The following is a 21671-nucleotide window of genomic DNA, read 5'->3' on the forward strand; positions in this document are numbered from 1 at the left end:
ATGGAGAAACTTCAATACGACAGGCTCAAGGAAACGCTTTATTATGAACAGCTGCCCAACGGCCTCAGCGTGTATCTGCTTCCGAAACCGGGATTCAGCAAAACGTATGCCACGTTTTCCACTAAGTTCGGCTCGGTTGACAACCACTTCCGGGTGGAAGGAGGAGAGGAAGCACAGGTTCCGGACGGAATCGCTCACTTTCTGGAGCACAAAATGTTCGAAGAGCCGGAGGGAGACATTTTCTCCAAATTTTCTTCGCTCGGAGCTTCCGCGAACGCCTTCACCAGCTTTGACCGGACCACTTATCTGTTCTCGGCTACCGGTAATATTGAGGAAAATCTGGAGACCTTGATCAACTTCGTCCAGAATCCTTATTTCACCGACCAGAACGTAGATAAGGAAAAAGGAATCATCGGCCAAGAAATCAAAATGTACCAGGACAATCCGGACTGGAGGGTCTATTTCGGCCTGATCGAAGCCATGTACAAGGTCCATCCGGTGCATATCGACATTGCGGGAACGGTGGAATCCATCTCCCGGATTACCAAGGAGACGCTGTACGATTGTTACCACACGTTTTATCATCCGAGCAACATGATTCTGTTTGTGGTTGGGGGAATCGACGCCGAGGCTACGATGGAGCAGATTCGCGCCAACCAGGCCGCCAAAAAGTACGACCGGCAAGGAGAGATTCACCGGTTTACTCCAGAAGAGCCGGCAGAAGTCCATATTCCGGAAAAGGTAACCCGCTTGCCGGTTTCCCTGCCCAAATGTCTATTCGGCTTCAAAGAGCCTCATGTCCAGATGAACGGCAAGGAACTGCTGCAGAACGAGCTCTCCACGAAGGTAATGCTCGATATTCTGTTAAGCCCCAGTTCATCCATCTACCAGAAGCTGTACGACGATAACTTGATCTCGGACAGCTTTGGATATGAATACAACAGCAGCCCGGATTATGCCTTCTCTGTAATGGGCGGCGATACCCGCGATCCCGAAGCCCTTCTCGCAACCTTCAAGGAGCTGGTAGGAAAGGTCGTTGAGCAAGGGATCACCGAAGCCGATTTTGAGCGAAGCCGCAAGAAGAAGATCGGCAGCTACTTAAGAATGCTGAATTCTCCGGAAGCCATAGCCAATGAATTTACGAAATACCGTTTCCGCGACGGGGACTTGTTTGAGATCCTACCCGTTTACGAAAGCATGAAGCTCGAGGATGTCAACCGCAGGCTTCAGGAACATTTTGATTGGGAGCGGCTTGCTGTGTCCCTGGTAAAGAGTGAGGAGTAATGGAGAAAGCTTTCAAGGATCAAACGGTTCTGGTTACCGGGGGGAGCCGAGGAATAGGGGCCGCGGTTGCCGAACGGTTTGCTTCTGTGGGAATGAATGTAGTCATTCACTATAGGGAATCCCATGAAACGGCTAATGAGGTGGCACGCCGCTGTACCTCGGCAGGAGCCCGGGTCATGACCGTAACCGCGGACCTCGGGTGCCGGGAACAAATTCTTAAGATGAACGAGAAGCTCACCAAGCACGGGATGATTCCGGATATTCTGGTCAACAATGCCGGGGTGTCGCATTACGGAATGCTTGCCGACTTAAGCGTAGAGGAATGGGACCAGTTGATGAGCATTAACCTGCGGGGTCCCTTTCTCTGCTCCCAGATTTTCATGAAGGCGATGGTGGAGCGCAAATACGGACGAATCATTAACATTTCCTCGATCTGGGGAATGGCGGGAGCCTCCTGCGAAGTGGCTTACTCCACCTCCAAGGGCGGGATCAACGCGTTCACTAAGGCTTTGGCCAAGGAACTGGCCCCGTCTGGCGTTACGGTAAACGCCGTGGCCCCTGGTCCGGTGAATACGGAAATGATGGCGGGCTTCAGCGTGGAGGAGAAGGCGGCCCTGGAGCATGAGATTCCGGCAGGCCGATTCGCTCAGCCTGATGAGATTGCTTCACTGGTCTACTACTTGTCGCTTCCCGAATCCGGGTACATTACCGGTCAAATCATAAGCGCAAACGGCGGCTGGGTCACATAGAGACCGCATAAAGAGCGGCTCCGATGAGAATATTAACAAAGGCAATTCCAACATTCTCAAAGGAGGCAAAGTCCCATGTCGGTTCTGAAATCGTTTGACAACTGGAAACACTTTTTGGGAAATCGCGTTAACGCGGCGGAGAACCATGGAATGAGCGAGGAGAAAATCGCGAACCTTGCTTATGAAATCGGAGATTTTCTGGCTAACAAAATCGATCCCGAGAATAAAGAAGAGCGTGTTCTGAAGGACCTGTGGGATGCAGGCGACGAGCAGGAGCAGAAGACGATCGCCAAGCTAATGGTGAAAATGGCCAGCAAGTCCTAATGGACGCCTTCTCAAAACCTCCCTTTTTCGGGAGGTTTTTCTTTGGTATACTTGTAGGGATCGTCTTCCTGCACAAACTTGAAGCTTAATGCCTAATCAAGTAGAATATGATCGAATACATAACACACATGGGGTGTTCTTCCTTGGAAATGAAGCAGTGGTACATGGAATACAAAATTCACAAAAACCGTCCCGGTCTGCTCGGCGATATCGCTTCCCTCATGGGAATGCTGGAGATCAACATTATCACGATTAACGGGGTCGAGGACCGCACCCGGGGAATGCTGCTCCAATGTGCCGATGATGAGAAAATCGATTTATTGGGTAAAATGTTAAAAAAAGTCGACAACATAACGATCAATGCCTTTCGGGCTCCGAAGCTCGTGGACATTTTGGCGGTAAGGCATGGTAGATACATAGAGAGGGACTCGGATGACCGCAAAACCTTCCGCTTCACGAGGGACGAGCTGGGGCTCTTGGTGGATTTCCTCGGGGAAATCTTCAAACGGGAAGGCAACCAGGTCATCGGCCTGCGCGGAATGCCGCGTGTCGGTAAGACGGAATCCATCATCGCAGGAAGCGTCTGCTCCAATAAGCGATGGACGTTCGTTTCCTCCACCTTGCTGAGGCAAACGGTGCGAAGCCAGCTGTCCGAGGATGAGATGAATGTTAACAACGTCTTCATCATTGACGGAATTGTTTCTACCATTCGTTCCAACGAGAAGCATTACGCCCTCCTTCAGGATATCATGGGCGCTCCTTCCACAAAGGTTATTGAGCATCCGGATATTTTTATCCGGGAATCGGAGTATGATTACAGTCATTTTGATTATATTATTGAACTGCGTAACACGCCGGACGAAGAAATCAATTATGAAACCTTTACCGGAAACTACGAAGGCTTCTGATTCCTAAGAGAAATTTCTAGCAAGGGGGTGACCGTGTGTTTGAGTTGGGCCAGCAGCTTAAGAAAGCCAGATTGGACAAAGGCATTTCCATGGAAGACTTGCAGGAAACCACCAAGATCCGTAAACGATACCTGGAAGCAATTGAGGAAGGGAACTTCAAGGACCTTCCCGGAAATTTCTATGTCCGCGCCTTCATCAAGAGCTACGCAGAGGCCGTAGGCCTGGATCCCAGTGAAGTGCTTAGCATGTACAAGAACGTTATTCCTGCCACCGCACCGGAAACGGTCAGCGAGCCGCTCCGGCGAAACCGAACCCCGGCCAAATCCGCCATCAAATGGAACGTTTGGGCTACGGGCGTCATTTTATGGGCCTTCTTCATTCTTATAGCCGTTATCCTGTATTACGTGCTAAGTCATAATGCCTCCGGCGGTGGCACCAAATTTACCGAAGAAGAAACCAAGCGGCTCACGGAGAAGACCCCTTCGTCCACATCCAAAGCAGCCGGAACAGGCGATAACCCTCAGGCGGCTTCGTCTTCTACACCTACGCCTGCACCAACTCCAACTCCAACGCCTACCCCGGTACCGGAGGTTAAGCTGGTCAAAACGGAGGATGGAGTCGACTATTACGCGGTGACCCAAGGCCCCGTTCAAATTCAGCTAACCGTGACGGGCGATGAATGCTATTACAAGCTCGATAAGGTGGAAAACAACAAAAGAACGATGATCGAACAGGGACAGCCTAAGAAAGGGCAAACGAAGACGTGGACCCAGGCACAATCGACCTTCCTGCTGCTCGGCAAAGCCAACGCCGTCGAGTTAAAGGTGAATGGAACGGTTGTTAATGTGGGAGAAGCCCCCAATCCGAAGCGGTTCCAATTTGATCCGGGAGGAGCACCGTTACCTTCGGGATCCCCGGCCACCGTTCAATAACAATAAGGGAAAGGATGAGGGCACATGGCAAACGATAACTCCTTTGACATCACTTCAAAAATCGATATGCAGGAACTGAACAATGCAATCAACCAAGCCGAGAAGGAAATCGAAACCCGCTTTGACTTTAAAGGAAGCAAGAGCAGCATCAAGCTGGAAAAAGACGAGCTCGTGCTGATTTCGGACGATGAATTCAAGCTGCAGAATGTCATCGATATCGTTCAATCCAAGATGGCCAAGCGGGGGATTTCCCTCAAAAATCTGCAGTACGGAAAGGTGGAGCCCGCCTCATCCGGTACGGTCCGGCAGAAGGTCACCCTCAAGCAGGGAATCGACCAGGACATGGCCAAGAAGATCAATGTCATGATTCGTGACTCGAAGCTGAAAGTATCCAGTCAGATTCAAGGAGACCAGATCCGGGTTTCGGGCAAGAGCCGGGATGATCTTCAGAAGGCCATCCAGCTGATCAAGCAGGCCGATCTGCCGCTGGAGCTTCAATTCTCGAATTTCCGCTAAACGGCATCCCCCCTCCAACCCCTTGATTTCAGCGGCTTCCGGCCCTGTGGATCAAGGGGTTGTCCATTTTGACACTCCAATATCGTTGTATTATACTTGTTAAGGATGAACGGAACGTATTGGAGGCTTACGGATGACAGAGAAGATTAAAGTGGTTACATTGGGGTGCGAGAAGAACCTGGTTGATTCCGAAATCATGTCAGGTTTGGTGCACGAGCGGGGGTATTCCCTTGTCGACAGCAAGGAAGAAGCCACGGTTATTATCGTTAATACATGCGGATTTATAGATGCAGCCAAGGAAGAGTCCGTCAACACCATTCTCGATATGGCGGAACTGAAGGAAACGGCGAACCTGAAAGCCTTGATCGTGTCCGGCTGTCTGACCCAGCGGTACAAGGAAGAGCTCATGAAGGAAATGCCGGAGATTGACGGAATTGTAGGGACCGGGGATTTTCACAACATCAATGCTATCATTGACGAAGCTTTGGTCGGCAAGAAACCTGTCGCCGTCGGCAATCCTATCTTCAACTACGAGCAGGCGCTGCCTAGACGGATGGCGACTCCGCGCTACTCCGCCTATGTCAAAATAGCCGAAGGCTGCGACAACAACTGCACCTTCTGCAGCATTCCCATCATGAGAGGAAAGTTCCGCAGCCGCAGCGTGGAATCGATTCTCGGCGAAGTGGCCCAGCTGGCCTCCCAAGGCGTAAAGGAAATCAGTCTGATCGCCCAGGATTCCACGAACTACGGAACCGATCTGTACGAGCAGTTCATGCTACCCGCGCTTCTTAACAAGGTTAGTGAAGTTCCGGGAATTGAGTGGGTGAGGCTTCATTACGCCTATCCGGGCTTCTTTACGGACGAGCTGATTGAAACCATTGCCACGAATCCTAAAGTATGCAAGTACATCGACATGCCGCTTCAGCACAGTGAAGATTCCATTCTGAAGAGAATGAGAAGACCGGGCCGCCAGCGGGATACCCGGGAGCTGGTCCGCAAAATTCGCGAAAGAATCCCTAACGTTTCGCTTAGAACTTCCCTTATCGTCGGGTTTCCCGGTGAAACGGAAGAGGACTTCGCGAATCTGGTGGAGTTCGTGCGTGAAATCAAGTTCGACCGCTTGGGAGTTTTCACCTACAGCCAAGAACAGGATACGCCGGCCTCCCGCCTTCCGGATCAGGTTCCGGATGACGTAAAGGAATTCCGGGCGAATACCCTGATGGAAGTCCAGCGTGAGATTGCAAACGAACGCAACGGCTTGCGCATCGGCCAGGATTTGGACGTGCTTATTGAGCGCTATGACGGCCGCAACGATGTGTATATCGGGCGTTCCCAATTTGATGCGCCGGAGATCGACGGGGAAGTATTCGTCAGCGGCTGCAAGGCGAATATCGGAGAAATTACCAAGGTCAGAATTACGCATTCCTTTGAATTTGATCTGTCAGGGGAGGAAATCGCATGAACCTGGCCAACCGGATAACGGTGGCCAGAATTTTGCTGGTCCCCGTCATCATTTTCTTTCTGCTGGTGAAAGTGAAATTCCCTGACATTAAGCTGCAGGAGTTCAGCATTACTTATAACCAGATTATTGCCGCCCTGATCTTTATTGTCGCCGCAAGCACGGACAGTCTGGACGGCTACATAGCCCGGAAACGGAAGCTCGTGACGAACCTAGGCAAGCTGCTTGATCCGTTGGCGGACAAGCTTCTGGTGTCGGCGGTACTCGTTTCGTTGGTGGAAATGAACAAGCTCAGCGCTTGGATCGTCATCGTCATCATCAGCCGGGAATTTGCAGTGACCGGTTTGCGCCAAATTGCGCTGCTTGAGGGGATCGTCATGGCGGCGGACAAGTGGGGCAAATGGAAAACGGCCGTACAGATCACGGCGATCATTTCCCTTCTGCTGAACAATTTTCCTTTTAACTTCATCGACTTCCCGTTTGACCAGGTGGTCAGCTGGCTGGCGGCGATCATTACGCTTTACTCCGGCTACGTCTATTTTATTAAAAACAAGCATGTCATCAACTATGACAACATCTAAAACAGTAGGGGACACCCTATTGTTTTTTATTCCCCCCATAAGGGCTTAGGAAAAAGGAGATGGCGGTATGAGAGCGGAAATCATTGCAGTGGGAACGGAGCTGCTGCTGGGCCAAATTGTCAATTCCAATGCCCAATTTCTGTCCAGGCAGTGTGCTGGGATCGGGGTGGATGTTTATTTTCAGACGGTCGTCGGAGATAACGCCGGCCGGATCCGGGACGCTTTGGAGCTGGCCAAATCCCGGGCGGACTTGATTATCTGCACGGGGGGACTCGGGCCAACCCAGGATGATCTGACCAAAGAGGTGCTGGCGGTTTACCTTACCCGCAAGCAGCATATCCAGGAAGAAGCCATGAACAAAATCCGCAGTCTTTTTGAAGCACGAGGAGCGGAAATGGTGGAGAGCAATATCAAGCAGGCGATTGTTTTGGAAGGGAGCGACCCTCTTCCGAACGAAACGGGCTTGGCGGTGGGGGTGGCCTTAACCCAGAATGGGACTCACTACATGCTGCTCCCCGGGCCTCCGAAGGAAATGAAGCCGATGTTCGAGAAGCATGGGATTCCCTGGATCCGCAAGCGAATGACCGATGAGACCCCTTTGTATTCCAGAATGCTAAAATTCGCGGGAATCGGCGAATCCAATTTGGAGCATGCTCTTCTGGATCTTATCGAAGGCCAGCAGGATCCGACCATCGCGCCTTACGCCAAAGAAGGCGAAGTGACCATCCGTCTCACTACCCGTGCCGCCAGTGAGCAGGAGGCATGGGCCAAAATAAAGCCGGCCCAGCAGGAAATTGAGAAGCGGGTGGGACGTCACTTGTATGCGGAAGAGGACATACCGATCGAGCAGGCCGTATTCCGGATTCTCCGCTCCCGGGAGCGGACCCTTTCGGCCGCCGAAAGTTGCACAGGGGGCTTGTTCAGCGATATGTTCACCGACATTCCGGAGAGCTCGACCGTCTTCAAGGGCAGTATTGTCAGCTATACGAATGAGGTCAAGCATAATGTCCTGAAGGTACCGCTGGAGCTGTTGGAGGGAGAGCATGCACCGGGAGCGGTAAGTGAGGAAACGGCTGCGGCTATGGCCGCCGGGGCAATGGAGGCAACCGGAAGTGATTATGCCGCAGCCATAACCGGTGTAGCGGGACCCGGTCCCTCGGAAGGCAAGCCGGTTGGTCTCGTCTTTCTGGGCATTGCCGAAAGGAACAAGCCGGCCAAGGTAATCCGGATCCAGGCTTCCGGCAATCGGGAATCTATCAAATGGAGAGCGGCTAAGGCGGCGTATTACCACCTGTGGCTTACTTTGACAGAGGCCCCGAATCCGTAATAGGCTGCACCGCATTGCCAGGACGAGAGAAATAGAGTAAAATAAGAGTATCCTTTTTAGCGGAAGAACCGCAGCGAAGTTATCGACTTTGGCTGCGGTTTTTTGTTGTCCTCTTGACCCGGCACGACCAAAAAAACGAATGTATGTTCGAAAAAATGCTTGGCAAGCGGGAGGAAAAAGGGTAAAATATAAATATAAACGAAGAGGGAAGTGAGTCATTTGTCAGATCGTCGTGCGGCATTAGAAATGGCTTTGCGTAACATCGAGAAGCAATTCGGCAAAGGTTCCATCATGAAGCTCGGTGAATCTACCCATATGAAGGTAGAGACAATTCCTAGCGGTTCCTTGGCTTTGGATATAGCATTAGGCATCGGGGGATTTCCCCGCGGGAGAATTATAGAAATCTACGGACCGGAATCTTCCGGTAAGACGACGGTGGCTCTGCATGCGATCGCGGAAGTTCAGAAGACGGGTGGACAAGCGGCGTTTATCGACGCCGAGCATGCTTTGGACCCTGTCTATGCCCGGAAGCTAGGCATTAACATTGATGAGCTCCTCCTTTCCCAGCCGGATACCGGAGAACAGGCTCTTGAAATTGCGGAAGCTCTAGTGCGAAGCGGAGCGGTGGACATTATTGTCATTGATTCGGTTGCGGCTCTCGTACCGAAAGCCGAGATCGAAGGGGATATGGGAGATTCTCACGTCGGCCTGCAGGCCCGTCTCATGTCTCAGGCATTGCGTAAGCTGTCCGGTGCGATCAACAAATCCAAGGTTATCGCCATCTTTATCAACCAGCTTCGCGAGAAGGTTGGGGTTATGTTCGGTAACCCGGAAGTTACCCCAGGAGGACGTGCCCTTAAGTTCTATTCCTCTGTCCGCCTTGAAGTGCGCCGGGTAGAGACCATCAAGCAGGGCAATGATATGATCGGGAACCGTACGAAGATCAAGGTTGTTAAGAATAAGGTTGCTCCTCCGTTCAAACAAGCCGACATCGACATCATGTACGGAGAAGGCATTTCGAGGGAAGGCAGCATCGTCGATATCGGAACCGAGATGGATATCGTCGACAAGAGCGGCGCCTGGTATTCCTTCGAGGGCGAACGCCTCGGACAAGGACGCGAGAACGCCAAGCAGTTCTTGAAGGAGAACCCTCACATCGCCGATAACATTGAGAAGAAGATACGGGAATCCAGCAATCTGGTTGCGGTTGTGACCGAAGACACCGAGGAAGAGGAAGACGAGGATTTGCTGCTTAGCTTGGAATAATTATACAACCAGCCGCGCCTACCAGGTGCGGCTTTTTTGGAATTTGCTCACCTAACCCGAAGGCAGGAAGGGTTGGTGAAAGTCTCATTCCTAATGGCTGCCAGGAGCCCGGAAAGGAGAGAGTATGAAAGCATCGGAAGAATCGACAGTTACCCGGGTCGACAAACAGAAAAGAAACAAGCACCGGTATAACGTTCACTTGGATGGGGAATATGCCTTCTCCGTGCATGAGGACCTGCTTATCAAATACCGCCTCCTTAAGGGAGAGGTCGTAAACAAAGAACAGCTTCAAACCATACTGGAGGAAGACGAGAAACACCGTGCCTACCTCGATGCCATCCGGTTTATTGGGGTTCGGCCACGATCGGTAAAGGAAGTCAAGCTCAAGCTGAAACAGCGGGGGTACGAACCGCCTCTAATTCAGGGAACGGTTGACAAGCTGCTGGATCAGAACTACTTGGACGATACCCAATTCGCGAAGATGTGGGCGGAACAGCGAGTAACCTTCAACAAGAAAGGGAAGAAATGGATTCAAGCCGAGCTCGCCCAGAAAGGAATCGACCGCAGCAAAATTCAAGAAGCTGTCGAGGGAATTGGGGAGGAAGAGGAGTTGACCAGCGCTGAAGACCTGGCCCGCAAAAAATGGCCTACGTTATCCGGGGAGGAATACGAGAAGAAGCGGAAACTGTATGCTTTTCTCATGAGGAGAGGGTATACCCCCTCCATCGTAGGAGAGGCCGTCAAACGGATAACAGGAGAGAGTATAGAGGAATTTGATTGAATTAGATTAACGTCGTTAACCTATTATTTAATGATATTAATCATATTCCTGTTCTCTCCATGGGGATGCCTGCCAGTTCCATTAGTCACAAGCTTGACAATATTCTTCGACAAAAGATAAAATAAATTTTGTATATCTTTTCTTCAAATCATTGGATTCGCAAAGTAAAATCGCCAATTTTACTTTTCATAACCTTTTATGACGGCGAATCGAATGATCCCACAAGAATGTAAAGCAGTTACCTGTACAATGAAGCTCGGATTAAAAACCGAACATATCCCAAGCTAACACCTTGGAGGAACAACGGGGAGGTGAACATGATGATGACTACCGTCATCTGGGCCGTGGTCGCTCTCGTTGTTGGGATTCTTCTTGGCGCTGGGATTGGGTATTTTATCCGCAAATCTCTTGCTGAAGCGAAAATTTCGAGTGCGGAACACGCGGCCGAACAGATTATTGAGAACGCCAGGAAAGATGCCGAGGCACTTAAGAAAGAAACGGTACTCGAAGCCAAAGACGAAGTCCACAAGCTTCGGGCCGAAGCTGAAAAAGACATTCGTGAACGTCGGAATGAAACACAACGACAAGAAAGACGATTGTTGCAAAAAGAGGAGTCGCTGGATAAAAAATTAGAATCTCTGGAACGCAAAGAAGAACAAATGGCCAACAAGGAGAAGCGGATCGACGAGACCCAAGGACAAATTGATCAGCTTTATCGCAGCCAGGTTGCCGAGTTAGAGCGTATTTCCGGATTGACAATGGAAGAAGCGAAGTCCATCATTCTCACCAATGTTGAACAGGAAGTCCGTCATGAAGCAGCCCAACTGATTAAAGAGATTGAACAGCAGGCTAAAGAAGAAGGGGACAAGAAGGCCAGAGAGATCATTACGCTAGCTATCCAGCGTTGTGCAGCCGATCATGTTGCCGAGACGACGGTATCCGTCGTTACGCTGCCTAACGAAGAAATGAAGGGCAGAATCATCGGTCGCGAAGGACGGAACATCCGGGCTCTGGAGACGCTGACCGGCATCGACCTCATTATCGACGACACGCCGGAAGCCGTTATCCTCTCCGGATTCGATCCGATCCGCCGCGAAATCGCGCGGACGGCCCTGGAGAAGCTTGTGGCGGATGGACGAATCCATCCGGCACGAATCGAAGAGATGGTGGAGAAATCCCGGAAGGAAGTGGACGAACGAATCCGCGAATACGGGGAACAAGCCACCTTCGAGATCGGCGTACATGGTCTGCATCCCGATCTTATCAAGATATTGGGAAGGCTCAAATTCAGAACCAGCTATGGACAGAATGTGCTTAAGCATTCGATGGAAGTGGCTTATCTGTCGGGGCTTATGGCAGGAGAACTTGGAGAAGACGTTACTTTGGCGAAACGTGCCGGACTCCTGCATGACATCGGTAAAGCTTTGGATCACGAAGTCGAAGGCTCCCATGTGGAAATCGGCGTAGAGATCGGAAAGAAATACAAAGAGCATCCGGTTGTCATCAACAGCATTGCGTCGCACCATGGAGACACCGAGGCGACTTCCGTCATCGCGATGCTCGTGGGTGCTGCGGACGCCTTATCGGCTGCAAGGCCGGGGGCCCGCCGCGAAACGCTCGAAACGTACATCAAGCGGCTGGAAAGACTGGAGGATATTTCGGAATCCTTCGAAGGGGTCGAGAAATCGTACGCCATCCAGGCCGGCCGTGAAATCCGGGTTATGGTTCAGCCGGACAAGGTGGATGACACCGAGGCGTTCCGCTTGGCCCGTGATATTACGAAGAAAATCGAGAATGAATTGGATTATCCCGGCCACATTAAGGTTACCGTTATTCGCGAAACCCGGGCTGTGGAATACGCTAAATAGGTGGAACGAAAAGTGGCTGATAAGCCACTTTTCTGTTATTGTAGGACCAATTGACGTTTAAGGAGTGACCGGTCATCAAGGTTTTGTTTATAGGAGACATCGTAGGCGCGGTGGGAAGGAAAGCCGTGAAGCAGATGCTTCCTTCCTTAACCTCCCGTTATAAGCCCTCTATCATCATTGCAAACGGAGAGAACGCGGCGGCCGGCCGGGGCATCAACCGGCAGATCGCCAAGGAGTTTTTTGAATGGGGCATTCATGGTGTCACCATGGGGAATCACACTTGGGACCAGAAGGAGATCTTTGACTTTATCGACGATGAGCCGCGGCTGGTTCGTCCGGCCAACTTCCCTGAAGGGACCACCCCTGGCCGGGGATGGACCACCATCAAGGCGAACGGCAAGGAGCTAATCATTATGAACCTTCAAGGAAGAACCTTCCTGCCGCCGATTGACTGCCCCTTCGAGAAGGTCGATGCCCTTCTGGCCCCTTTTAAGGGGAAGAACAAGGCGATTCTGGTTGATTTTCATGCGGAGGCAACGTCCGAGAAGATCGCCATGGGCTGGCACCTGGACGGAAGGGCGTCCGTGGTGGTGGGCACGCATACCCACGTCCAGAGCCATGACGAAAGAATTCTCCCGGGGGGCACCGCTTATGTGACCGATGTGGGGATGGTGGGCCCTCGCGACGGAATTCTCGGCATGGAAAGGGAAGCCGTGCTGCGTAAGTTCAGAACCCAGCTTCCGGTCCGTTTTGTCGTGGATGAAGGAACCTGGCACTTCCATGCCGTCATCGTAGAAATTGACGAAGCGACGGGGAAGGCGACCCGGATAGATTTGATTCGCAAGTATGAAGAAGATCTGTTGCTCGAATAGTTCCCAAGTCTTAAGCGGTCTGTGTCTCTCTTCTCAAAGTTTCTTGGGGCGAAGAAGGAATTTTTGCTGAAGCTCTAGAATAGGAATGGTACTGGGGATCAATCCATCATTCCTGAGGAGGTACTTTTCATGGAAGTATTAAAAGTTTCAGCAAAGTCCAACCCAAACTCCGTCGCCGGGGCTTTGGCCGGAGTCCTGCGGGAACGCGGCGCTGCTGAGCTTCAAGCCATCGGCGCAGGCGCCCTCAACCAGGCGATCAAAGCCGTTGCCATTGCCCGGGGATTCGTTGCTCCCAGCGGGGTGGATTTGATTTGCATACCTGCTTTCACGGACATTGTCATTGATGGAGAAGACCGGACCGCTATTAAGCTGATTGTCGAGCCCAGATAAGATTAGCCGAATGACAGCCTGTTTACTTTGGTAAACGGGTTTTTTCATGCCATTAAACCCATTCCAACCTCGCAAGAGGTTTTTTCCATTTAAGGAGGGTCATCATGAGAATCATCGATGCGCATTGCGATTTGCTGGGCCGGATGCTGGTGGATTCTACGGTGTCCTTTGTAACGGAACATCCGGATACCCGGGTGAACCGGCAAAGGATGCAGGAAGCGAACTATGCTTTTCAAATTTTCGCGCTTTACTTGTCGGAATCCTTGAGACGGCCGGGATTTCCCGAGGTTCTGGAGATGGTGGATCTGTTCCGGGAGCGGGTGTGCCGGGAAGGGGACGTGATCCTCGTTCGGAGCGTGTCCGACTTGCAGAAAGCGGCGGAGAAAGGACAGCTGGGGGGCTTGCTGTCATTAGAGGGCGCCGAGGGGCTGGGAGGCAGCCTAACCTGCCTGCGGACGCTGCATGAGCTGGGGCTGCGTCTCTTAGGACTTACCTGGAACCATGCGAATTGGGCGGCGGACGGTGTAGGTGAATCGCGGAACGGCGGCTTTACGGAGAAGGGAAAAGGACTGGTCCGGGAGTGCAACCGGCTGGGAATTATTATGGACGTTTCCCACTTGGCCGAGCGAGGCTTCTGGGAGCTGGCGGACCTGTCGGATAAACCCTTCATCGCCTCGCATTCGAATGCGAAAGCCCTCTGCCCCCACCGGAGAAATCTGACGGATGACCAAATCACAGCGCTGATCGAGCGCCAGGGAAGAATAGGCATTACATTCGTTCCCTGGTTTCTGAGCGAAGGAAAAGCTTCCCTTAAGGATATTCTTAAGCATATCGACTACATCGGCTCCCGCGGCGGTATGCCTTACCTGGGCTTCGGATCGGATTTTGACGGCTTCGACGGCGGGATCCCCGGCTTGGAGCACCCCGGGTGCTTTCCTAACCTGGTAAATGAATTGCAGAAGCATTATAAGGAAGACGAGGTTCGCGGCCTCCTGTTTGACAATTGGTACAAATTTTTGCAAGACAATCTCCCACAGGTATGAAATAAGCTTTATATCACAATAATAGATAGTAAAAACCTCAATCTATCTCGATGCGAGATATGTTTCATCTAATAATACTATATATCAAATGGACTTATTTCCTTGCTTTTTGCTGGGTGAAATCATAAAATTTGTTTGATGGGATTGAAAAGAAATATTAATAAGCTCCACATTGATTCGTTCGTTAAGTTAAAAGGGAGATGGACATCGTGATTAATCAGTTATCATGGAAAATCGGGGGACAGCAGGGGGAAGGTGTCGAAAGTACGGACCGTATTTTCTCGACCGCTCTTAACCGTCTGGGTTACTACTTGTACGGATACCGCCACTTCTCATCCCGGATCAAAGGCGGACATACGAATAACAAAATTCGCATCAGCACGAAGCCCATCCGGGCCATTTCGGATGATCTGGACATTCTGGTTGCCTTTGACCAGGAGAGCATCGATCTGAACGCACGCGAGCTTCGCGACAGCGGAGTCATAGTAGCGGATGCCAAGTTTAACCCTACCGTTCCGGAAGGAGTAAACGCCCGCCTGTTCGCCGTTCCGATTACGGCGATTGCTGAAGAATTGGGAACATCCCTGATGAAGAACATGGTAGCTTCCGGCGCATCCTGGGCTCTCCTGGGCTTGCCAATGGAAGTTTTCAATAAAGCAGTAGAAGAAGAATTCGGACGCAAAGGTCCTGCGGTTGTAGAGAAAAATATTCAAGCCGTAGCGAGCGGAGCCCAATTCATTCTGGACCAAGCCGGCGGACCGTTGGATCAATTCAAACTTGAGCCAGCCGACGGCAAGCAGAAGCTGTTCATGATCGGTAATGATGCGATCGGACTCGGCGCAGTGGCGGCGGGGTGCCGTTTCATGCCTGCTTATCCGATCACACCGGCTTCCGAGATCATGGAATACCTGATCAAGACGCTGCCGAAATTCGGCGGTACGGTTATTCAAACCGAAGACGAAATTGCAGCCTGCACGATGGCCATCGGAGCCAACTACGGCGGCGTAAGAGCCTTGACGGCTTCCGCCGGTCCCGGCCTGTCCCTCATGATGGAAGCAATCGGCCTTGCCGGTATGACCGAAACGCCGGTCGTTATCGTGGACACGCAGCGCGGAGGTCCTTCGACCGGTCTGCCTACCAAGCAGGAGCAGAGCGATATTCTCGCCATGATCCATGGTACGCACGGCGAGATTCCAAAGATCGTCATTTCCCCAAGTACTGTGGAAGAGTGCTTCTATGATACGGTGGAGGCCTTCAACCTGGCTGAGAAATACCAATGCCCGGTTATCATCGTGACGGACCTTCAGCTGAGCCTTGGTAAGCAATCGGCCGAGCAGCTGGACTTCAACCGTGTCGTGATCGACCGCGGACAGCTTGTAGGCGACGTTCAAGCCCGCGAAGACGGAAGCTTGTTCAAGCGTTATGAGTTTACGGAAGACGGAATCTCTCCTCGTGTCCTTCCAGGGCAGAAGAACGGGATTCACCACGTGACCGGCGTAGAGCATGCCGAGGACGGCCGTCCGTCCGAAAGCCCGGTTAACCGCCGTAAAATGATGGATAAGCGTATGGATAAACTGAAGCAAGTGAAGGTAACCAATCCGATTCTGGTTGACGCTCCGCACGAAGAGCCGGACCTGCTCATCATCGGAATGGGTTCCACGGGTGGAACGATCGACGAAGCCAGACAGCGTCTTGCTGACGAGAACATCAAAACGAACCATGTTACCGTTCGTCTGATGCATCCGTTCCCTGCCGAAGAGCTCCGTCCCTACATGGACAAAGCGAAGAAAGTGGTTGTCGTGGAAAACAACGCAACGGCCCAGCTGGCTTCCTTGATCAAGCTGAACCTGCCGCACACGGCGGAGAAAATCCACAACCACCTGAAATATAACGGAAATCCGTTCCTACCTTCTGAAATTTACAACGAATGCAAGGGGATGTTCGTATGGCAACATTAAAAGACTTTAGAAATAACGTAAAACCTAACTGGTGCCCGGGCTGCGGAGACTTCTCCGTACAAGCGGCCATCCAGAGAGCGGCTGCCAATGTCGGCCTCGAGCCTGAGAACTTGGCTATCGTCTCCGGAATCGGGTGCTCGGGACGGATTTCCGGTTACGTTAATGCCTACGGCTTCCATGGTGTGCACGGACGCTCCCTTCCGATCGCGCAAGGCTTGAAAATGGCCAACCGCGAACTGACCGTTCTGGCAGCAGGCGGTGACGGCGACGGCTTCGCCATTGGGATGGGGCATACGGTTCATGCCATCCGCCGCAACATCAACATCACGTACATCGTCATGGATAACCAAATTTACGGGCTGACCAAAGGACAAACGTCCCCCCGCAGCTCCGAAGGCTTCAAGACGAAGAGCACTCCGCAAGGCTCGATTGAATCGGCGCTGGCTCCACTTGAAGTGGCTCTGGCTTCGGGCGCTACCTTCGTAGCCCAGTCCTTCTCGAGTAACCTGAAACAATTAACGACGTTAATTGAAGAAGGGATGAAACACGAAGGCTTCTCGCTGATCAACGTTTTCAGCCCATGCGTAACCTTCAACAAGATCAACACTTACGACTGGTTCAAGGAAAACATCGTAGACCTCGAAGAAGATGCGAATTACGATTCTTCCAACCGGGTAGCCGCTATGACGAAGCTGATGGAGACGAACGGGATGGTTACTGGTCTTATCTACCAAGATAAGAACCGCAAGAGCTATGAGGATCTGGTCGCGGGCTTTAAGCCGGAAGGGCTGGCCAACCAGAACATCAAGCTGACGGAAGCCGAATTCGACAAGCTGGTAGCCGAGTTCAAATAATGTTCATAGGCATAGGGGTTATCCCCTATGCTTTTTTTGTTTAAACTAGAATCAAAGAGAAGAAGACCACGAGGAGGAAGACGTTATGAAACAAGTGCCCATCGGCGTATCCGCCCGACACATTCATCTTTCCCCTGAGCATATCGAAGTCCTGTTCGGCAAGGGGTATGAGCTGAAAGAGATGAAGCCCCTTTCCCAGCCCGGCCAATTTGCAGCGGAGGAAACGGTCCGTGTTCAAGGGCCGAAGGGGGAGATCGGCAAGATCCGCATATTGGGGCCCGCCCGGGGAAACACCCAGCTGGAAATCTCCCGAACGGATTCGTTCGGTCTGGGCGTTAAGCCGCCGGTCCGGGAATCCGGCCGTATTGAAGGAACGCCCGGGATCAAAGTTATTGGCCCCGCCGGCGAGGTGGAGCTGGACAGAGGGGTGATCGTCGCGGCCCGTCATATTCACTTCCATACAAGCGATGCCGAACGCTGGGGGATCCAGGACAAGCAGTTGCTGAAGGTAAGAGTAAACGGAGAACGCCCGCTCATTTTTGAAGAAGTGCTGGCCCGGGTTTCGGATTCCTATGCCTTGGACATGCATATCGATACCGATGAAGCGAATGCCGCAGGGGTTCAAACCGGGGATACGGCGGAAATCATCGGATAATGTCTTTGTGTTCGGGCGCCTCTCAATGATATAATATAAGGCATGAGATTTTGTAGAGAGGAAGTTCGAGATGCCAGCAAAGAATAAATCCGACAAGGATTTCTCTATATATTTTCAGCCTCCTTCCCTAACCGATGCCAAGAAACGCGGGAAGGAATCGATTGAGGTTCATTACGATTTTGCCATCCCGGAAGAGATGCAGACGTTCGGAAAGGATAAATATTATCTTATCCGCACCTACGGCTGCCAGATGAACGAGCATGATACCGAAACGATGAAGGGCCTTCTCGAAACGATGGGCTATCAACCGACCGAAGACAAAAGGCTGGCCGACGTCATTCTTCTCAATACCTGTGCGATTCGGGAGAATGCGGAGGATAAGGTATTCGGGGAGCTGGGCCACCTGAAGGCGCTGAAGGCGGAGAAGCCAAATCTTGTGCTCGGCGTATGCGGCTGCATGTCCCAGGAAGAAGCCGTAGTAAACCGGATCTCGCAGAAGCATCCTTTTGTGGATATGATTTTCGGAACACATAACATCCACCGGCTGCCGCATCTGCTCAAGGAAGCTTATTTCAGCAAAGAGATGGTCGTCGAAGTATGGTCGAAGGAAGGCGACATCGTTGAGAATCTTCCGAAGAAGCGGGAAGGCATCAAAGCCTGGGTCAACATCATGTACGGCTGTGATAAATTCTGTACGTACTGTATCGTACCGTATACGCGCGGCAAGGAAAGAAGCCGCCGTCCGGAAGACGTATTGGCCGAGGTAAGAGACTTGGCCCGCCAAGGGTTCAAGGAAATCATGCTGCTTGGACAGAACGTCAACGCCTACGGCAAAGATTTTGAAGATATCTCGTATTCGTTCGGCGACCTGATGGATGACATCCGCAAGATCGACATCCCCCGGGTACGCTTTACGACTTCGCATCCTAGGGATTTTGACGATCGACTTATTGAAGTGCTGGCCAAACGCGGGAACCTGATGGAGCACATTCATCTACCGGTCCAATCCGGAAGCACCGAGGTCCTGAAGAAGATGAGCCGCAAATACTCGCGGGAGCATTACTTGGAGCTCGTCGGTAAAATCCGCCAAGCTATCCCGGATGCGGTCCTGACGACGGACATTATTGTCGGGTTCCCGGGTGAAACGGACGAGCAGTTCGAAGATACCCTATCGCTCGTCAAACAAGTCGGGTATGATATGGCCTTTACCTTCATCTACTCTCCCCGGGAAGGGACACCGGCGGCGGCCATGGAGGACAATGTTCCGGAATCGGTCAAGAAGGAACGCCTGCAGAGGCTGAACGACACAATGAACGATTTAAGCAAGGCTAGCAACGACAAGCTGAAGGGCCAGATCGTGGAAGTACTGGTCGAAGGGGAAAGCAAGAACAACCCCGAGGTGCTGGCGGCACGCACGCGCGGCAACAAGCTGATTCATTTTACGGGTCCTAAAGAATGGATCGGCCAGCTGATGTACGTCAAGGTAACGGAATCCCAGACCTGGATTCTCAAAGGGGAACGGGTGGAAGAGCCGGTTCAGAAGGTTATTTAATCTCTTATTTACTAAGGAAAGTTGGGGAATCGGATGACAGCCGAACATCATCACAATGACGATCACTGCATGATGGAGAGACACACCAATACCGAAATGATCGTAAGCGAAGACATCATCGCCAAAGCAAAGGAACTCGCTGACTTGATTTCCACGTCGGATGACGTTCAATTCTATAAGAAGGCCGAGAAGCAGATCCAAGGCAATGACCATGTGCAGAAGCTGATCAGCGCCATCAAGAAGAAGCAGAAGGAGATTGTAGCCTTCGAATCCTTCCAAAACAAAGCCATGGTGGAAAAGATCGAAGGGGAAATTGCCGTGCTTCAGGATGAACTCGACGGCATTCCGATCGTACGCGAATTTCAGCAAACCCAGAGCGACATCAATTATGTGCTGCAGCTTGTGATGACCATCGTTCGTGATACCGTTTCGGAAAAAATCGAAGTCGAGCAGGGACAAGCCGATGAGCCGGCGTCTTGCAGCGAATAACTTATGCCTTATCCGCCGGTAAAGCAGACCTTCATTTGCGGATAAGACAACGAGGAATAGAGAAAGCACCGGATGACAGGCATCCGGTGCTTTTTTCCGTCACCCTCCATCCGGTAGGGTCCGTCTTTTCTGGTAACGTCGGGGAGAGACGCCATAGCGGCTTTTGAACACTCGCTCGAAGTGGGTGAGCGTCTGGAAGCCGGAGATGTGGCAAACTTCCGTAATCGGCAGCCGGGAAGCGCTTAATAAGGAAACGGCAAAAGTAAGTCTTAAATGCTGCAAATACGCCTGAAAGGGCATCCCGGTGTGCTTGCGAAAGCATTCGCTAAAGTAGTTAGGGGACAATCGGGCCTGCCGGGCCGCCGTTTCGAGCGGAAGCGGGTCCCGGAAATGATGATGCATATAGACCAACGCCTTCTGAATCGGGGAGAAGGCCGGAGGCGGGGAGGCCCCGGCTTCCGTCTCGACCCCGCTTTGTCTTGCCAGCTCCAGCAAAATTCTCTCCATGGCTCCCCGAATCATCAGGCTGCCCCCAAGCCGACGATCGGTCGTTTCTTCCTCGATTCTCTCGAATTCCGCTTGGATTCGGATGGCCGGCGTTGGCGCGAAATCGGCCATCAGCAGGCGGCCGTCTGCAAATAGCAGCCCGCGCAGCTCATCCGAAAGCATCTCTTCGTCGAAAACAAGATTGAACAGCCGCATCGAATCCGAGCCTTCGGCGTAAATTTCGTGAAAATCGGCGGGGGTGAGCAAAAACAGGCTGCCGGGCGTTAGAGGATGCTTCTGCCCATTGACGATATTCCACCCTTTGCCGGACGTGATGAAACAAAGCTCATAGAACTCATGCCAGTGAAGCTCATGGCGGCCTCCGACTTCCTGGCGGTAGAGCTTCAAAGGAGAGGAAGAGTGGAGGAATTGCTCCTTCCTAAGCCGGTTGGGTTGTTTGCCGTTCATTGCGGAGGACCCCTCCCCGAAACTAATGGTTAGCCCGAGTATAGCACATTCGGCGTAACACGGTTAGGCATTGGCGTATTCGTTGCCGGCCAGATCCTTGCCTCTCGCGAGCCATACTTTGAAGTTCGGGTTCTTCTCGGGGTATACCTTCATGTCCGTTGCAAAATAGCGCATCGTATAGCCGCATCGCCGGTAGGGGCTTGTGTTAGGAGTAGCGCCATGGATGATGCGGGAGTCATGCAGAGAACATTCTCCCGGTTCGAGCTCGAAATAGACCGCCTGGGAATCGTCCAGGTTCTTGATCTGGGTCCGGAAAAGATTGCGGGAGCCGTCGACCGGCTCATATTCCGAGAACCCGTTAGTATGCGTACCGGGAATCACCCGCATGCAGCCGTTTTCCTTGCTGCTTCGGTCCAGGGCGAGCCAGATGGTGACGATCGAGTGGAAGTGGCTGACCCGCCCCTTCCAATAAGCCGAATCTTCGTGCCAGGGAGTCGCTCTTCCCACATAAGGGTCCTTGCAAATGAAATGGCTGGACCAAAGCCCGATGTTCGGCCCAATTAACGGCTCTACCAAATCAAGCGCTTCTTCGCTCAGCAGAAAGTCCAGCAGCCTGTCCTCCCGAAAGTGGGGAGTGTCGAGCTCATCCGATAGCTTCTTTCCCTTCTGCGCCAGCTGCTCCTCGAAGAGCTGCGTCAACTCCGCCATTTTCTCAGGAGAAAACAACGGCTTGTGATACAACAAATACCCATGTTCCTTATAAAACTGCACTTCTTCGGCCGTCAGCTTGCTCATGGTCAGGGCCCTCCTCGCTTGTTCTTGTTTCTTAGGCTTACTATAAGGTAACAAGCTTCTTTAATGCTTATCATTTGGTTAGAAAAAGTTAGCTTATCTTCCGGTGCACCCGCT

The 21671-nt window shown here is 52.0% G+C and carries 22 protein-coding genes; 20 read left to right on the forward strand and 2 right to left on the reverse strand.

The window, feature by feature from the left end; all coding sequences use genetic code 11:
• The 20 genes from yfmH (at position 1) to MJA45_RS12575 (ending at position 19808) form a co-directional block, all read left to right on the forward strand.
• Complete coding sequence (yfmH, locus tag MJA45_RS12480; RefSeq protein ID WP_315607574.1) at positions 1-1284, forward strand: EF-P 5-aminopentanol modification-associated protein YfmH; 1284 nt, start codon at positions 1-3, stop codon at positions 1282-1284.
• Positions 1284-2033, forward strand: coding sequence for an elongation factor P 5-aminopentanone reductase (gene ymfI, locus MJA45_RS12485; protein ID WP_315607575.1), 750 nt, complete (start codon positions 1284-1286; stop codon positions 2031-2033). Before yfmH ends, ymfI begins: the two co-directional genes overlap by 1 nt.
• A 75-nt stretch (positions 2034-2108) precedes the next feature.
• Positions 2109-2357 carry a DUF3243 domain-containing protein gene (locus tag MJA45_RS12490; protein WP_315607576.1) on the forward strand — a complete coding sequence of 83 codons (249 nt, stop codon included), beginning with the start codon at positions 2109-2111 and terminating at the stop codon, positions 2355-2357.
• Between the two features lie 149 nt (positions 2358-2506).
• Complete coding sequence (locus MJA45_RS12495) at positions 2507-3265, forward strand: YmfK family protein (RefSeq protein WP_315608011.1); 759 nt, start codon at positions 2507-2509, stop codon at positions 3263-3265.
• A 35-nt stretch (positions 3266-3300) separates the two neighbouring features.
• Complete coding sequence (locus MJA45_RS12500) at positions 3301-4197, forward strand: helix-turn-helix domain-containing protein (protein ID WP_315607577.1); 897 nt, start codon at positions 3301-3303, stop codon at positions 4195-4197.
• Between the two features lie 24 nt (positions 4198-4221).
• Positions 4222-4713 carry a YajQ family cyclic di-GMP-binding protein gene (locus MJA45_RS12505; RefSeq protein ID WP_315607578.1) on the forward strand — a complete coding sequence of 164 codons (492 nt, stop codon included), beginning with the start codon at positions 4222-4224 and terminating at the stop codon, positions 4711-4713.
• A 133-nt stretch (positions 4714-4846) separates the two neighbouring features.
• On the forward strand, positions 4847-6175 hold the full coding sequence (rimO, locus tag MJA45_RS12510; protein WP_315607579.1) for a 30S ribosomal protein S12 methylthiotransferase RimO: 1329 nt from the start codon (positions 4847-4849) through the stop codon (positions 6173-6175).
• Complete coding sequence (gene pgsA, locus MJA45_RS12515) at positions 6172-6753, forward strand: CDP-diacylglycerol--glycerol-3-phosphate 3-phosphatidyltransferase (RefSeq protein WP_315607580.1); 582 nt, start codon at positions 6172-6174, stop codon at positions 6751-6753. The genes rimO and pgsA overlap by 4 nt, the downstream gene beginning before the upstream one ends.
• Before the next feature lie 67 nt (positions 6754-6820).
• Entirely contained in the window at positions 6821-8080 is a 1260-nt protein-coding gene (locus MJA45_RS12520) for a competence/damage-inducible protein A (protein ID WP_315607581.1), read from the forward strand.
• A gap of 219 nt (positions 8081-8299) precedes the next feature.
• The gene (gene recA, locus MJA45_RS12525; RefSeq protein ID WP_315607582.1) at positions 8300-9346 is read left to right on the forward strand and encodes a recombinase RecA; all 1047 of its coding nucleotides are present in this window, start codon (positions 8300-8302) and stop codon (positions 9344-9346) included.
• A 124-nt stretch (positions 9347-9470) separates the two neighbouring features.
• Positions 9471-10127, forward strand: coding sequence for a regulatory protein RecX (locus tag MJA45_RS12530; protein WP_315607583.1), 657 nt, complete (start codon positions 9471-9473; stop codon positions 10125-10127).
• 323 nt (positions 10128-10450) lie between these two features.
• A complete protein-coding gene (rny, locus tag MJA45_RS12535) occupies positions 10451-11995 on the forward strand; it encodes a ribonuclease Y (RefSeq protein WP_315608012.1) in 1545 nt (514 codons plus the stop codon).
• A gap of 74 nt (positions 11996-12069) precedes the next feature.
• Positions 12070-12867, forward strand: coding sequence for a TIGR00282 family metallophosphoesterase (locus MJA45_RS12540; protein ID WP_315608013.1), 798 nt, complete (start codon positions 12070-12072; stop codon positions 12865-12867).
• Between the two features lie 129 nt (positions 12868-12996).
• Entirely contained in the window at positions 12997-13257 is a 261-nt protein-coding gene (locus tag MJA45_RS12545; RefSeq protein ID WP_006286829.1) for a stage V sporulation protein S, read from the forward strand.
• Positions 13258-13361: 104 nt separating this feature from the next.
• Complete coding sequence (locus tag MJA45_RS12550; protein WP_315607584.1) at positions 13362-14300, forward strand: dipeptidase; 939 nt, start codon at positions 13362-13364, stop codon at positions 14298-14300.
• Between the two features lie 209 nt (positions 14301-14509).
• Positions 14510-16258: a 2-oxoacid:acceptor oxidoreductase subunit alpha gene (locus tag MJA45_RS12555; protein ID WP_315607585.1), complete on the forward strand. Its 1749-nt coding sequence runs from the start codon at positions 14510-14512 to the stop codon at positions 16256-16258.
• Positions 16246-17112 (forward strand): 2-oxoacid:ferredoxin oxidoreductase subunit beta, encoded by an 867-nt coding sequence (locus MJA45_RS12560; RefSeq protein ID WP_315607586.1) that lies wholly within the window; start codon positions 16246-16248, stop codon positions 17110-17112. Before MJA45_RS12555 ends, MJA45_RS12560 begins: the two co-directional genes overlap by 13 nt.
• Positions 17113-17197: 85 nt before the next feature.
• Positions 17198-17767, forward strand: a complete 570-nt coding sequence (pduL, locus tag MJA45_RS12565; protein ID WP_315607587.1) for a phosphate propanoyltransferase — start codon at positions 17198-17200, stop codon at positions 17765-17767.
• 70 nt (positions 17768-17837) lie between these two features.
• Complete coding sequence (miaB, locus tag MJA45_RS12570; protein WP_315607588.1) at positions 17838-19319, forward strand: tRNA (N6-isopentenyl adenosine(37)-C2)-methylthiotransferase MiaB; 1482 nt, start codon at positions 17838-17840, stop codon at positions 19317-19319.
• A 33-nt stretch (positions 19320-19352) separates the two neighbouring features.
• The gene (locus tag MJA45_RS12575; RefSeq protein ID WP_315607589.1) at positions 19353-19808 is read left to right on the forward strand and encodes a YlbF/YmcA family competence regulator; all 456 of its coding nucleotides are present in this window, start codon (positions 19353-19355) and stop codon (positions 19806-19808) included.
• Between the two features lie 99 nt (positions 19809-19907).
• Here MJA45_RS12575 and MJA45_RS12580 read toward each other — a convergent pair whose 3' ends face one another.
• Complete coding sequence (locus tag MJA45_RS12580; protein ID WP_315607590.1) at positions 19908-20762, reverse strand: helix-turn-helix domain-containing protein; 855 nt, start codon at positions 20760-20762, stop codon at positions 19908-19910.
• 63 nt (positions 20763-20825) lie between these two features.
• Positions 20826-21557 (reverse strand): phytanoyl-CoA dioxygenase family protein, encoded by a 732-nt coding sequence (locus tag MJA45_RS12585; protein WP_315607591.1) that lies wholly within the window; start codon positions 21555-21557, stop codon positions 20826-20828.
• Between the last annotated feature and the right edge of the window lie 114 nt (positions 21558-21671).

Source organism: Paenibacillus aurantius, from assembly GCF_032268605.1.
In the GTDB taxonomy this organism is placed as follows: Bacteria; Bacillota; Bacilli; order Paenibacillales; family NBRC-103111; genus Paenibacillus_AO; species Paenibacillus_AO aurantius.